Raw genomic sequence first — 13304 nt, 5'->3', positions numbered from 1 at the left:
TAAATAGTATTTATTAATGATTATGATAAGGTTAGAGACTACACAGAAGCGCCTCAATGCCTTTTGTCGATTTAAGGCGACCGGACAAGGCTTCTTCTTAATATATTCATAAATTAAATATCATTCACAATAAAAACAAAAAACTTAAACTCATTATTTAAATCAATGTTCATTTTCACACCGATGAAAATACTATCTCATTTATCTTTTATGCCTATATAATCCACCGCATTATTGTCATTTTATTTTTGATATCCAATTTTTTCGTGGTGTATATGTCTAATAAAATCTTTACGCATTCCCTACCTATGCGCTATGCCGATTTTCCAACGCTGGTTGATGCTTTGGACTACGCCGCTCTGAGTAGCGCCGGAATGAATTTTTATGACAGACGTTGCCAACTTGAAGATCAACTGGAATATCAGACGTTAAAAACGCGTGCCGAAGCTGGTGCGAAGCGGTTGTTATCGCTGAACCTGAAAAAAGGCGAACGCGTGGCGCTGATTGCCGAAACGAGTAGCGGGTTTGTAGAGGCTTTTTTTGCCTGTCAGTATGCTGGCTTAGTCGCCGTCCCGTTGGCGATTCCAATGGGCGTCGGTCAGCGGGATTCCTGGAGCGCCAAACTCCAGGGTTTACTGGCAAGTTGCCAGCCCGCAGCCATTATCACTGGTGATGAGTGGTTGCCACTGGTCAATGCCGCGACGCATAACAACCCCGAATTACATGTTTTAAGCCACGCCTGGTTTAAGGCATTACCGGAAGCCGATGTTGCGCTCCAGCGTCCAGTTCCGAACGATATCGCCTACCTCCAGTACACCTCCGGCAGCACCCGTTTTCCCCGTGGCGTCATTATCACCCATCGCGAAGTGATGGCTAATCTACGTGCTATAAGCCACGATGGCATTAAATTACGCCCTGGCGACCGCTGCGTCTCCTGGCTGCCTTTCTACCATGATATGGGACTGGTCGGCTTTCTCCTGACCCCCGTCGCCACGCAACTTTCAGTAGATTATTTGCGCACTCAGGATTTTGCCATGCGTCCTTTGCAATGGCTTAAATTGATCAGTAAAAATCGCGGCACCGTTTCCGTTGCGCCGCCGTTTGGCTATGAATTGTGCCAACGCCGCGTGAATGAAAAAGATCTCGCTGAACTGGATCTTTCCTGCTGGCGCGTCGCTGGTATTGGTGCTGAGCCGATCTCCGCAGAACAACTCCATCAATTCGCTGAATGTTTCCGTCAGGTTAACTTTGACGATAAAACGTTCATGCCGTGCTACGGACTGGCAGAAAATGCGCTGGCTGTCAGCTTCTCTGATGAAGGCTCTGGGGTTGTGGTTAACGAAGTGGATCGCGACATCCTCGAATATCAGGGTAAAGCCGTCGCGCCGGGTGCAGAGACACGCGCCGTATCGACTTTCGTCAACTGCGGCAAAGCGTTGCCGGAACATGGTATTGAAATCCGCAATGAAGCAGGTATGCCGGTCGCGGAACGTGTGGTAGGCCATATTTGCATCTCCGGCCCCAGTCTGATGAGCGGTTACTTTGGCGACCAGGCTTCGCAAGACGAGATTGCCGCGACGGGCTGGTTAGACACCGGCGACCTCGGTTATCTGCTGGACGGTTATCTGTATGTCACCGGACGCATTAAAGATCTGATTATTATTCGTGGCCGTAATATCTGGCCGCAGGATATTGAATATATAGCGGAACAGGAACCGGAAATTCATTCTGGCGATGCGATTGCTTTTGTTACCGCCCAGGAAAAAATCATTTTGCAGATCCAGTGTCGGATCAGCGATGAAGAACGTCGCGGACAGCTTATCCACGCGCTGGCAGCACGGATCCAAAGCGAATTTGGCGTAACAGCGGCTATCGATCTGTTGCCGCCCCACAGCATTCCCCGAACGTCCTCCGGCAAGCCTGCCCGTGCGGAAGCGAAAAAACGTTATCAGAAGGCTTATGCTGCAAGCCTTCATGTGCAGGAATCCCTGGCATGAATCAAACTGTCGCGGTGACGGGCGCTACCGGGTTTATCGGTAAATATATTATCGATAACCTGCTCGCCCGCGGCTTTCACGTTCGCGCATTGACGCGTACTGCCCGCGCTCACGTCAATGATAATCTTACTTGGGTGCGCGGTTCGCTGGAAGATACACATTCGCTTAGCGAACTGGTTGCCGGAGCCAGCGCGGTGGTCCATTGCGCCGGGCAAGTGCGCGGACACAAAGAAGAGATTTTTACCCACTGTAACGTTGACGGCAGCCTGCGCCTGATGCAAGCAGCAAAAGAGAGCGGCTTTTGCCAACGTTTTCTGTTTATCTCTTCGCTGGCGGCGCGCCATCCCGAGCTCTCCTGGTACGCAAATTCCAAACACGTCGCCGAACAACGTCTGACTGCAATGGCTGACGAAATTACGCTGGGCGTTTTTCGCCCGACAGCCGTGTATGGTCCCGGCGATAAAGAGTTAAAACCGCTGTTTGACTGGATGCTGCGTGGCCTGCTGCCACGACTTGGTGCGCCAGATACACAGCTCTCTTTCCTGCACGTCACCGATTTCGCGCAAGCAGTGGGTCAGTGGTTAAGCGCCGAAACTGTACAGACGCAAACCTATGAATTATGCGATGGCGTCCCCGGCGGCTATGACTGGCAACACGTACGACAGCTTGCCGCCGACGCCCGTTGTGGTTCCGTGCGAATGGTTGGTATTCCTCTGCCGGTACTCACCTGCCTTGCGGATATCAGTACCGCGTTGAGTCGCCTGGCAGGTAAAGAACCTATGCTGACCCGCTCGAAAATTCGTGAATTAACCCACGCCGACTGGTCGGCAAGTAATAACCGTATTTCTGAAGATATTAATTGGTTTCCCGGGATTAGCCTGGAACAAGCATTACGCAACGGGCTATTTTGATTGTCTTGTTTAAAGGTGTGTTAACGTTTCTATGGTAAATCGTGAAATAGTAATGGATTACATCCTTTCCTGTTTACAGGATTTGGTCGAAAACGGTGTGGAAATTAAGCCCGACAGCGATCTCGTCAACGATCTTGGCCTGGAGTCGATCAAAGTGATGGATCTCTTAATGATGCTGGAAGACAGATTCGATATTTCCATTCCTATTAATATTCTGCTGGATGTCAAAACCCCTGCGCAATTAATGGAAACTCTACTTCCATGGCTGGAGAATAAATAATGGGGCTATACGATAAATATGCGCGCCTTGCTGGCGAGCGTCTGCAATTTAGTGACAACGGGTTAACACCGTTTGGCACCTGTATTGATGAAGTGTATTCCGCCACCGAAGGCCGGATCGGCAATAAAAAAGTGATTCTGGCCGGGACCAATAATTATCTCGGTTTAACCTTTAATCATGATGCCATCAGCGAAGGTCAGGCAGCGTTAGCGGCCCAAGGCACCGGCACCACCGGTTCTCGTATGGCAAACGGCAGTTATGCGCCGCACCTGGCGTTAGAGAAAGAAATTGCCGAGTTTTTCAAGCGCCCTACCGCTATCGTTTTTTCAACCGGTTATACCGCTAATTTAGGCGTCATCAGCGCACTTGCCGACCATAACGCCGTGGTGTTACTGGATGCCGACAGCCACGCCAGTATTTATGACGCCTGTTCTCTCGGTGGCGCGGAAATTATTCGTTTCCGCCATAACGATGCTAAAGATCTGGAACGGCGCATGGTTCGCCTCGGTGAACGGGCGAAAGAGGCGATTATCATCGTTGAGGGCATCTACAGCATGCTCGGTGACGTTGCGCCGCTGGCGGAAATTGTTGATATCAAACGTCGTCTCGGTGGTTATTTGATTGTCGATGAAGCGCATTCGTTTGGCGTGTTAGGCGCAACGGGGCGCGGACTGGCTGAAGCTGTCGGCGTTGAAGATGATGTGGATATTATCGTTGGTACTTTCAGTAAAAGTCTGGCCTCGATTGGCGGTTTTGCTGTCGGTTCGGAAGCGATGGAAGTGCTGCGCTACGGCAGCCGCCCGTATATTTTTACCGCCTCTCCTTCTCCGTCCTGCATTGCGACCGTGCGCTCGTCGTTAAGAACTATTGCCACACAACCAGAGCTGCGGCAAAAGCTGATGGATAACGCCAACCATCTGTATGACGGTCTGCAAAAACTGGGTTATGAGTTAAGTTCACATATTAGCCCGGTAGTGCCAGTAATAATCGGTTCGAAAGAGGAAGGTTTACGCATCTGGCGCGAGCTTATCTCGCTGGGCGTGTATGTGAATCTTATCCTGCCGCCTGCCGCGCCTGCAGGCATCACGCTGCTGCGCTGTAGCGTAAATGCTGCCCACAGTCGTGAGCAAATCGATGCCATCATTCAGGCATTTGCTACTCTGAAGCAGTAATGTGAGCCCGCCGTGGTGTTTGCGCCACGGCGGGTTTAATGTTGTCTGTCATACCAATACACCAGGCTCAACGCCACCAACACAAACGCTACCGGTAAACCGAGCGCGGTAACAGGTGCGCTTAACGCAAATAGCAATCCCAGATTAACCATGATTTGATAGCTGATCCAGGTGAGTAAGCCCACGATGACGCCTACAGCGAGACGGCTACCCATCCCAGGCGAACGCGGGGCAGTAAAGGTAAACGGCACAGCCAGCAAAATCATCGCCAGGGTCAGGATGGGTTGCCCCAGTTTTTCCCACAGTGCAAGGCGGTATTCGCTGCTGGGTTGCCCGGTTTCCTGCAAATAATGGATGTAATGATTAAGCTGACGGACAGAAAAAGTATTCCCCGGCATTGATAACTCTTCAAGATTCATACTGGTGAAGGCCGATTGCCAGGCAAGATTATCTAATGTTTCCAGCGTTTCTTTGCCATTCAGCCATTTTTTATGATTCACACCATGCAGGACCCACGTTTTGTCGTCTTTAATGGTGGCACTGCGTGCATAAATGTAGGATTCAAGCGAGAGATCGTCGCGATAATGAAATATCTCCACGCCCACCGGCTGGCCCTGCTCGTTCAGCGATTTCACCGTCACAAATTCATTACCACGCCTGGCCCACAGCATATTGCCGGTAATGTCATCGTCCTCCCCCAACGCGGTGGCGGTCGATTTGATTTGCAACGCCTGTTGCTGCAATGGCGACGCCACCCACTCATCTATCGCGCCTAACGAAACAGTCCACAATATCCCGGCAACCAGCGCCACCAGTGCAATACGGAAGATAGAAAACCCCGTGCTGCGAATGGCGGTAAGCTCACTGTTTTTCGATAACTGCCCCAGTCCAACAATACCACCCAATAACGCGATAAACGGCGAAAGTTCGACCAGTGTGCGCGGTAAGGTCATTAGCACCACCAGCACCGCCTGAGTCCAGCGATAACCGCCCGGGCTGACATCATCCAGTTCGTTAATCAGGTTGAAGGTGGTAAAAAGCGGCAGCAATAGCCCTGCGGCGGCGGCAAAACCGAGAAAGAGATGACGGATTAAATAGCGACTGAAAACATTCATCGGGAAAATTTCTGCAGCAAAGAGAAGTCGCGTGCGACCAGCATCAGCAGGCCCATTAGCATGAGTCCGGGTACTAACCACAAACCAGGAATGAGGGGAATCGCGCCGTTAGCCACCAGCGTACGGCAGACGTCGCCGCCATAAAAAATGGCAATAAACAGCAACGTCAGTGGCAATAATGTTGAAAATCGCCCTTGCCGCGGTTTTACCCGACTTAATGAAATGGCCAGCAGCGCCATCAACAATGCTGTCAGGCCACGGCTTTGTCGCCATTGCAGTTCGGCATGATCGGCAGGAAAGGCGGAGCGCGCCAGCTCCGTGACCGATTTTGCTTTGCGTTTGACGTTAGGGCTTTGATCCAGCGGATTCAGATGTAATTGCAGATTACGGTAGATCTGTTCGTTGTCGTCACGCCCCTGATGATCGAGAAGATAGGCAGTGCCGTTGTGCAACATAACGGTCGGTTTCTCGGGTGATGGGTCAACCACATCAACCGAACGGGCGCGGAAAATGCGGGTTCGATTGGCAGTAGAAGTATAAATCAGCGCGTCAGTCAGGCGATTATTATCCTGATCAACCGTCTGCGAAAGGATCATTCGTCCGTTATCGTTAGTGTTAAATTTCTTTGCCCGCAACTGGCGAACATCCAGCTCCGACTGCGACTGCTGCTCCAGTTGATAAATCTGCGTATAAGCCCACGGACGACCATACATCGACAGAAGGGTGACAAAAATACTTAGCGGTATCGCCAGATAAAGAACGGCTTTGTACAAGCGTCCCGGACTGCCCCCCGCCGCAGAGATAGCGGTAATTTCCGAGTCGGTATACATCTGCCCTAGCGTCACGCCAACTGACACATACAGACCAACAGGTAACAACATCTCCAGTGCAATCAGCACTTTGTAGAAAACGATATCCAGCACAACATCAAGAGCTAATGTCCCATTTGCCGCTTCGGTCAGATAACGCTGTGCGGAGTAGCTGGCGAAAATAAAGATCAGAAAACCGACGATAATCAGCACCAGACGGCGCGTACCACGCATGATGTAGTGTTCAACCAGCTTCATCTCACTAACGCCCTCAATCCTTTGAATTTTTTATTCATTGATCAGTTTCTGCGCCAGCGCAATGACATGATCTACCTCTTCCGGCGTCAGGCTGCCGTCCTTTGCCCACTGAATTTGCCCGGCTTTATTCAGCACCAGAATGGTTGAACTCTGCTCCGGCAAGCGCCAGGCAACGCGTCCCTGTCCATTGCCGTCAATAATGAATTGCGCCCACGGATAGCGGCGTTTATTTTTTTCGATTTTGCCAACAACAAAATAGCCAGTACCAAAGATGGCATCATCGGTGTTCACAATGGTGGTGGGCTGAAAACGATCCTGCGGAAAGTTTGCCGCTTCAACCGCTTTAATTAACAGTGAGTTCTTTTTCTTCGCCGACTTACGCCCGGCGATATACTGAATAATGCGGACTTTTCCCGCTAATTGTGTGCTGTTCCACTTTTGGTAGTGAATTTCGTCGTCGCTATTCAGAAGCAGCTCGCCGCCTTCCTGGATATAAACAGGGGTAACCGTTTTGCCAGTGACGAAATTGTGTGCCTGCACACCCGGGGCTAAAAGCATGATAATCAGCGCAATAATCAAACGAGATGACATCATTGCTCCGGTTATAGCGGAAAACGCGAAATCAGCAGCTCTAAGCGCTGGCGAATATCGCTATCCAGCGCCACCGGTGCATCATACGACTGGCGGTTTTCCATATCATCCGCCACCATGTCGTCGTGTTTATCTCCCATCAGGCCATTAATGGCGGCGAGGAAACGGGAAATCTGTAACGCCTCTTTATTTTCAGGATCAAGCGATCTTAAGGTGTCGTAATAAGAAACCTGTTGGCTGATGATTTTTCGCACATCATGAAATTCCCTGCCGGTTAGTCGCGGTTTGGCAATAATCTCTTTCAGGGTATGCATTTGCTTTTGCCGATAGGCAATAAAACCGCTTACGCTTTCTAACTGGCTATGGCGTAATGAATAGTTCACCAACGACCAGACCGGAGAGCTTAAATAAATCCGTAACAGGTTGCCGTAATACGACACAATATTTTTCTTACCGTTACGAAAGCCGTCCTGAAAACGCCCCAGAAAAACGGTCGTTTTGCCGAATAAAAATCCGGCCTGATGCTTCTTTAAATACAGCCGTTGCGCAAAACGCAGGTGCTTGTAGCGCGCTCGCATGTATTTAAATTGTTTGCGCTCATCAGCAGTCAGCTCATCGCCTTTGGCTTGTTTGCGAACTAAACGCAGTAACTCCTGACGATTAACGCCATTGAGCCAGAATTGCAGGCATAACGCGTAATTATCATGAATGATTTCGGTGGTACAACTTAGTGCAATAGTCGGCGGCAAACTAACCTGTGCATCAACGACATCATCTTCTTCAATCGCAACAAATAGACGCTCGCTCGCCTCAAGCGGGAAATATTTTCTCATCATCAGGATTTCTCTCCGGCTGCGTTATAAAGCAAGGAATGGCGCTGAAAAAATGCCTTTAAGGTTGGAATTAACGAGAGCGCCACGTCCAGACATTGCCCACCGAAGTAAGCAAACGCTGCTCCCAGCACACCAAACAGATGACAGAACATGAACAGCAATACGATGTAGCCGATTGAGGCGATGGTTTGCGCCACGAGAAAAGCGCGCTGTTTTCCCGCCATCAATAGCAATGACTCCTGAGGGAAGCCCAGCATCGAAATCACAATTGCGCCCAGCATCACCTGAATCAGGTCATACGCTTCGAGATACTTAACGCCAAACACCAGCGAAATGAGCGGCTTGCCGACGATCAACACCGCGAGCGCCACCAGAATACCGATTCCGCCCGCCAGTAAACCGGACTTCACACCTAACAACCACGGTCTGGTGGTGCGCGGATCTAAACGCATCACCTCTGGGTAAAAACTTTTACCCAGCAAACCCGCTGGCGTTCCGGCGGCGTCGAAGAATGTCATGGCGATTTTAAATAACCCGGCGGCAGCGGGTCCTAACACGATCCCCACCAGCACTGTGCTGCACGAGTTACGCGCCGACCAGATGGAGTGGGCAATGTTGGTTGACCAGACAAAACTCCACGCGCCTTTAATGTGTCGGGCAGACTCAAACAGATTCAATTTGAAGGCGTTATGGATATTTCGGCGGCGTAATTCGCGCGCGGCAAACCACCAGTACATGGTGCCGCCAACCAGATTCGACACGTACCAGGCAATAACAAAACCCGCAAAACCAAAGTCAAAATACCAGGCTACGACGCTCCCCGCTGCGCGCAGAAAAGGTTTCGTCGCCTGCTGTACAGCAATTAAATCGAAGCGATCTACCGCACGCAGAATGCCGGTCGGCGTGGAGGAAGCCATTGAAGGAATGAGCGTGCAATAGAGCGCTGCCAGCCAAAAACTTTGGTCATCCAGACCTAATGAATGGGAAAGGAATGGCAGTAAGGCAATGCCACCGACAATCGCCACCGCGCCGCTGACGATATCCAGCGAGAAGGAAAATGAGACGACATTGCGGAATTGCTGCGGATTATTGTTGGTTAATGCTGGTGTTCCGTACTGAACCACCAGTTGCCATGTCTGAAACTTAATAAAATCGCTGATCGACTTGGCGTACGATTGCACAATCACCAGTACGCCAAACATGGCGGGCGTCATCCCTTTACCGGCACACGAGAGCGCCAACAGACCCAGCAAGGCGCTCACGACATTACTGGAGCCTAACCAGGCGCTATTGCGAATAATGGTGCGAAACGCGCCATCTGCAAACCAATGTTTGATGTTAAAACCCGCCAATTCAGCCTGACCTTATCGTTGATAGTAAAAAGTATCCCGCCAGCCTTAAGTTAAACTTCGGCGGTCAGAAACGATGGCAACCAGAGAAACCGCCTTCTGTACCTGTTCCAGCACTTCGCTGTAGGGCGCTCTGGAATCAATCTCAAGAATTTTTGTGCCGTTATAGCCAATCGTCGACATGACGCCGATTTTGTCCTGCAGCTCGGCATAGTCATGGTCAGGCTTGCGGGAGATGGCAGTCTCAATATCAATGCCCAGGCGAATAATTAATTCCGGGCGATATTGCGCCATTTGTTGGTATAAACGCCGTTCGCGCTGCGCCAGAAACATGCTGATTTTCCCGGTCGCACGTTCGACGCCAATCCCCGGTCCATCATAATAAAAGCCCGAAATTTCAGCCTGCGGGAAGCGATCGCTGACCACCAGAACGCCACTTTGCGCCAGTCGCTGAACCTTGCGTAGATTCGCCATTCTTCGCAGCGAGAAGCAGTACATAATCACCGCCGCCCATAGCGCAGGAGATTTGGTTTTCATGCTTTGGGTTTTCGAGGATTTGGCCGCCAGTCGCCGTTCCAGCCAGACGCCAACCAACGGCAATCGTTTGATTTTGTCGCCGTCTTCGCCGGAGAGCAGCCCCAGATAGCGCCGCTCGGTTTGCCAGTGTTGTTGCAGCGATTTCACCAGGTCGGTGGTCAGTGTGGATTTACCGGTGCCATCACACCCGACCACCGCAATTAGCCCCGGAATGTAGCTGGGCTGCGGCGCGGTTGTACTAATAACAGTTTGTGTTTGTAGTGCATCCATTCGTTAAATCATCCCCTATCCATTTTGGTGATCAGGAAAGCGCGGCGTGAATTGCGCGTAGTGACGCTTGCAGAATTTCATCGGCTGGGTGTCGCCCATCCAGTTCAAGGATCTTTGCACCATTGAATGTCAGTTGCGGCGTAACGGCGATTTTTTCCTGTAACGCTGCCAGTTGGTGGTCAGGTTTACGCGCAAACGCCGTTTGTTCATCAATGCCAAGACGAATCAACAATACGGGCAAATAAGATGCCATCCATTGGTACAGCTTCAGCTCGCGCTGCCTTAACATTTTTATCCAACCGTTACCGCCCGTGGTTTTTGCCAATTGCGGGCCATCAAAGCGAAAACCCGGCACTTCAACCTGCGGGTAGCGGTCGGTGATGAGCAGAAAGCCTTGCTGGCTTTTACACAACATTTTGCGAAACTTGTACGCCCGCCAGCAGGAAAGCAGATAGATAACCAGAGCAGTAATATTGCCAGGCGGTGTTGAGGGTTTTTCGTGCACATGTGCCGCTTTACTTCGCAGATAACGCCCAAAAGGTGCGCCAATAACAGGGAGCTGTGAAATCCATTCGCCAATTCGCCCGGACGATTGCCCGAGATAAATGTGTTCTGCTGGCATTCTTGCTGCCAGTTCATTTACCAGGCTTGCCGTGAGGGTCGATTTACCTGAACCATCACATCCTACAATGGCAATAACACGCACTGGCGTGGAATTAATTATTGACATATTACGTTGATTCACGAAAAACCCGGCAGTAAATAATGTATTGAATATTACGTGGTCCGTGCTCAGAATATCCGTTCAACCTTATTGTGACAATGGTTAATTGTGACATTGACCTGAATTACGCTTTCATAAAAACATATTAACCAAATAAATATTTTGGATGGATATTTAAATTTAAGGATATATTCATGCAGTCAATAACACCTCCATTAATTGCCGTTATTGGTAGCGATGGTTCAGGCAAGTCAACGGTGTGTGAACATCTCATTACCGTTGTCGAAAAATATGGTGCTGCCGAAAGAGTTCATTTAGGAAAACAAGCCGGAAATGTCGGTCGTGCAGTGACAAAATTACCGTTGATGGGAAAATCCTTACATAAAACAATTGAACGAAATCAGGTGAAAACAGCAAAAAAATTGCCAGGACCAGTTCCGGCGCTGGTAATTACAGCGTTTGTCGCCCGTCGCTTACTGCGCTTTCGTCATATGCTTGCCTGTCGTCGTCGCGGGTTAATTGTTCTAACCGACCGTTATCCTCAGGACCAAATTCCTGGCGCTTACGATGGTACGGTGTTCCCACCTAACGTTGAAGGTGGTCGTTTTGTCTCATGGCTGGCAAGCCAGGAACGTAAAGCGTTTCACTGGATGGCGAGCCATAAGCCTGATCTGGTCATCAAACTCAATGTCGATCTAGACGTGGCCTGCGCGCGTAAGCCTGACCACAAAAGGGAATCGCTGGCAAGAAAGATAGCCATAACGCCACAGTTAACCTTTGGTGGTGCACAACTGGTTGATATCGATGCCAATCAGCCACTGGAACAGGTGTTGGTTGATGCAGAAAAAGCGATTACGGATTTTATGACCGCGCGTGGTTATCACTAGTCAAAAATGGAAATGCCCGATCGCCAGGACCGGGCATTTTCAGGAAGGTTAAATCAACTGCAATGCTATCCAGTACAGCCCACCAGAAAGAAAAATTGCCGCCGGTAAAGTAAACACCCACGCCATCAGGATGCTGGTTACCGTTTTACGCTGTAACCCACCGCCGTCCACCACCATCGTCCCTGCTACCGCAGACGAGAGGACGTGTGTTGTGGAGACAGGCATCCCAATATAACTGGCAAGGCCGATAGACACTGCCGCCGTCATTTGTGCCGCCATGCCTTGCGCATACGTCATGCCGCGCTTACCAATCTTCTCACCGATGGTCATCGCTACACGACGCCAGCCAATCATGGTGCCAATGCCGAGCGCCAGTGCTACCGCCATGATGATCCACACCGGAGCGTACTCAATGGTGCTTAACATATCGCTGCGCAGTTTTTTCAGCAGGTTCTGGTCTTCTTTACTGACGCCTGGCAGTTTCGCCAGCTTCGCGGAGGTATCAGAGATGCACAGCATAATGCGGCGCAGCTGGCTGCGCTGACTCACGGTTAACGGCTCGTAACTTTCCATATTGCCTGGCAGCATCGTTTTAACGCGCGCAATCGCATCAAAGGTATTTGCCGGATGACAGTGAAACTCTGTTACTTGCGTGCCATCAGTCGATGCTGCAGGCAATGGAGGTTCCATCGCAATCAACTTCTGCGGCAGTTCAGGATGCTGTTGCAGGTAGTGTTCGAAGTTGGTGACGGCATCGCGGGTACGGGTAATTTCATAGCCGGACGCGTTCATATTGACGACGAAGCCAGCAGGGGCAATCCCCACCAGTACCAGCATCACCAGGCCGATCCCTTTTTGTCCGTCGTTCGCGCCGTGCGAAAACGCCACGCCCACAGCGGAAACAATCAGCGCAATACGCGTCCAGAATGGCGGTTTACGTTTGCCTTTTTTCTTTTTGCGATCTTCCGGAATGCGGTGAATACGGTCACGCTTTTTCGTCCCGCTCCAGTAGCGTCGCAGCAGGAATATCAGGCCTCCCGCAATGACCAGGCCGACGATAGGGGAAACAATCAGCGAGGAGAAAATTTTGGTCACTTCACGCAGGTTTAACGCATCCATCACCGATGAGCCGGTTAACAGCGCGTTGGTTAAACCGATGCCGATAATCGCACCAATCAAGGTGTGCGAACTGGAGGCCGGTAAACCGAAGAACCACGTTCCCAGGTTCCAGATAATCGCCGCCAGCAGCATGGAAAAGACCATCGCCAGGCCGTGGGTTGACCCCATATTCAGCAACAAATCGGTTGGCAACATATGGACAATGGCATAGGCAACGCTAAGTCCGCCCAATAACACGCCAAAAAAGTTAAAAAATGCCGCCATCACCACAGCAAGTTGTGGTTGCATGGCACGAGTATAAATAACGGTTGCCACCGCATTCGCCGTGTCATGAAAACCATTGATTGCTTCGTAGAACAACACAAATGCCAGAGCAAGCAATAACAAAAGCCCTGTGTATATATCAAGGCCAACAAATAAATTTAGCATATATTAGATTACGCCATTTTGAA

13 protein-coding genes are annotated in these 13304 nt (G+C 50.4%); 5 read left to right on the top strand and 8 right to left on the bottom strand.

The window, feature by feature from the left end; translation table 11 throughout:
* Window positions 1-308 precede the first annotated feature (308 nt).
* From HGD79_RS19630 to HGD79_RS19615, 4 genes are read left to right on the top strand one after another with little or no spacing between them, the layout of a single operon-like run.
* The gene (locus HGD79_RS19630) at window positions 309-1997 is read left to right on the top strand and encodes a fatty acyl-AMP ligase (RefSeq protein ID WP_001345956.1); all 1689 of its coding nucleotides are present in this window, start codon (window positions 309-311) and stop codon (window positions 1995-1997) included.
* Complete coding sequence (locus HGD79_RS19625) at window positions 1994-2908, top strand: NAD-dependent epimerase/dehydratase family protein (RefSeq protein WP_001077137.1); 915 nt, start codon at window positions 1994-1996, stop codon at window positions 2906-2908. The genes HGD79_RS19630 and HGD79_RS19625 overlap by 4 nt, the downstream gene beginning before the upstream one ends.
* Before the next feature lie 31 nt (window positions 2909-2939).
* A complete protein-coding gene (locus HGD79_RS19620) occupies window positions 2940-3188 on the top strand; it encodes an acyl carrier protein (protein ID WP_000248097.1) in 249 nt (82 codons plus the stop codon).
* Window positions 3188-4360, top strand: coding sequence for an aminotransferase class I/II-fold pyridoxal phosphate-dependent enzyme (locus HGD79_RS19615; RefSeq protein ID WP_000524966.1), 1173 nt, complete (start codon window positions 3188-3190; stop codon window positions 4358-4360). Before HGD79_RS19620 ends, HGD79_RS19615 begins: the two co-directional genes overlap by 1 nt.
* 35 nt (window positions 4361-4395) lie before the next feature.
* On the opposite strand, the gene lptG is transcribed toward HGD79_RS19615, so the two are convergent.
* From lptG to HGD79_RS19580, 7 genes are read right to left on the bottom strand one after another with little or no spacing between them, the layout of a single operon-like run.
* Window positions 4396-5475 (bottom strand): LPS export ABC transporter permease LptG, encoded by a 1080-nt coding sequence (lptG, locus tag HGD79_RS19610; RefSeq protein ID WP_001299429.1) that lies wholly within the window; start codon window positions 5473-5475, stop codon window positions 4396-4398.
* On the bottom strand, window positions 5472-6542 hold the full coding sequence (gene lptF / locus HGD79_RS19605; protein WP_000779661.1) for an LPS export ABC transporter permease LptF: 1071 nt from the start codon (window positions 6540-6542) through the stop codon (window positions 5472-5474). The genes lptG and lptF overlap by 4 nt, the downstream gene beginning before the upstream one ends.
* Before the next feature lie 30 nt (window positions 6543-6572).
* Window positions 6573-7133, bottom strand: coding sequence for a YtfJ family protein (locus HGD79_RS19600; protein WP_001299422.1), 561 nt, complete (start codon window positions 7131-7133; stop codon window positions 6573-6575).
* 11 nt (window positions 7134-7144) lie between these two features.
* The gene (locus tag HGD79_RS19595) at window positions 7145-7969 is read right to left on the bottom strand and encodes a hypothetical protein (protein WP_000984998.1); all 825 of its coding nucleotides are present in this window, start codon (window positions 7967-7969) and stop codon (window positions 7145-7147) included.
* Entirely contained in the window at window positions 7969-9318 is a 1350-nt protein-coding gene (locus HGD79_RS19590; RefSeq protein ID WP_000896885.1) for a lipopolysaccharide biosynthesis protein, read from the bottom strand. The genes HGD79_RS19595 and HGD79_RS19590 overlap by 1 nt, the downstream gene beginning before the upstream one ends.
* A 45-nt stretch (window positions 9319-9363) precedes the next feature.
* Window positions 9364-10122, bottom strand: a complete 759-nt coding sequence (locus tag HGD79_RS19585) for a hypothetical protein (protein ID WP_168848478.1) — start codon at window positions 10120-10122, stop codon at window positions 9364-9366.
* A 31-nt stretch (window positions 10123-10153) separates the two neighbouring features.
* Window positions 10154-10867 (bottom strand): dTMP kinase, encoded by a 714-nt coding sequence (locus HGD79_RS19580; RefSeq protein WP_001076228.1) that lies wholly within the window; start codon window positions 10865-10867, stop codon window positions 10154-10156.
* A 173-nt stretch (window positions 10868-11040) separates the two neighbouring features.
* On the opposite strand from HGD79_RS19580, the gene HGD79_RS19575 reads away from it, so the two are divergent.
* Window positions 11041-11733 (top strand): dTMP kinase, encoded by a 693-nt coding sequence (locus HGD79_RS19575; protein ID WP_001190773.1) that lies wholly within the window; start codon window positions 11041-11043, stop codon window positions 11731-11733.
* A gap of 48 nt (window positions 11734-11781) precedes the next feature.
* Here the strand turns inward: HGD79_RS19575 and pitB are convergent, their stop codons facing one another.
* Window positions 11782-13281: an inorganic phosphate transporter PitB gene (pitB, locus tag HGD79_RS19570; protein WP_096147516.1), complete on the bottom strand. Its 1500-nt coding sequence runs from the start codon at window positions 13279-13281 to the stop codon at window positions 11782-11784.
* Window positions 13282-13304: the final 23 nt, after the last annotated feature.

Source organism: Escherichia sp. SCLE84 (assembly GCF_012584495.1).
Classification (GTDB): domain Bacteria; phylum Pseudomonadota; class Gammaproteobacteria; order Enterobacterales; family Enterobacteriaceae; genus ECMA0423.
The sequence above is the reverse complement of the archived record's forward strand: the minus strand, read 5'-3'. Positions and strand labels throughout refer to the sequence as shown.

Excerpts from the sequence above, each read along its gene's own strand:
- HGD79_RS19630 (WP_001345956.1), top strand. The coding sequence starts at position 309 with ATGCGCTATGCCGATTTTCCAACGCTGGTTGATGCTTTGGACTACGCC.
- HGD79_RS19625 (WP_001077137.1), top strand. The coding sequence starts at position 1,994 with ATGAATCAAACTGTCGCGGTGACGGGCGCTACCGGGTTTATCGGTAAA.
- HGD79_RS19620 (WP_000248097.1), top strand. The coding sequence starts at position 2,940 with ATGGTAAATCGTGAAATAGTAATGGATTACATCCTTTCCTGTTTACAG.
- HGD79_RS19615 (WP_000524966.1), top strand. The coding sequence starts at position 3,188 with ATGGGGCTATACGATAAATATGCGCGCCTTGCTGGCGAGCGTCTGCAA.
- lptG (WP_001299429.1), bottom strand. The coding sequence starts at position 5,475 with ATGAATGTTTTCAGTCGCTATTTAATCCGTCATCTCTTTCTCGGTTTT.
- lptF (WP_000779661.1), bottom strand. The coding sequence starts at position 6,542 with ATGAAGCTGGTTGAACACTACATCATGCGTGGTACGCGCCGTCTGGTG.
- HGD79_RS19600 (WP_001299422.1), bottom strand. The coding sequence starts at position 7,133 with ATGTCATCTCGTTTGATTATTGCGCTGATTATCATGCTTTTAGCCCCG.
- HGD79_RS19595 (WP_000984998.1), bottom strand. The coding sequence starts at position 7,969 with ATGATGAGAAAATATTTCCCGCTTGAGGCGAGCGAGCGTCTATTTGTT.
- HGD79_RS19585 (WP_168848478.1), bottom strand. The coding sequence starts at position 10,122 with ATGGATGCACTACAAACACAAACTGTTATTAGTACAACCGCGCCGCAG.
- HGD79_RS19575 (WP_001190773.1), top strand. The coding sequence starts at position 11,041 with ATGCAGTCAATAACACCTCCATTAATTGCCGTTATTGGTAGCGATGGT.
- pitB (WP_096147516.1), bottom strand. The coding sequence starts at position 13,281 with ATGCTAAATTTATTTGTTGGCCTTGATATATACACAGGGCTTTTGTTA.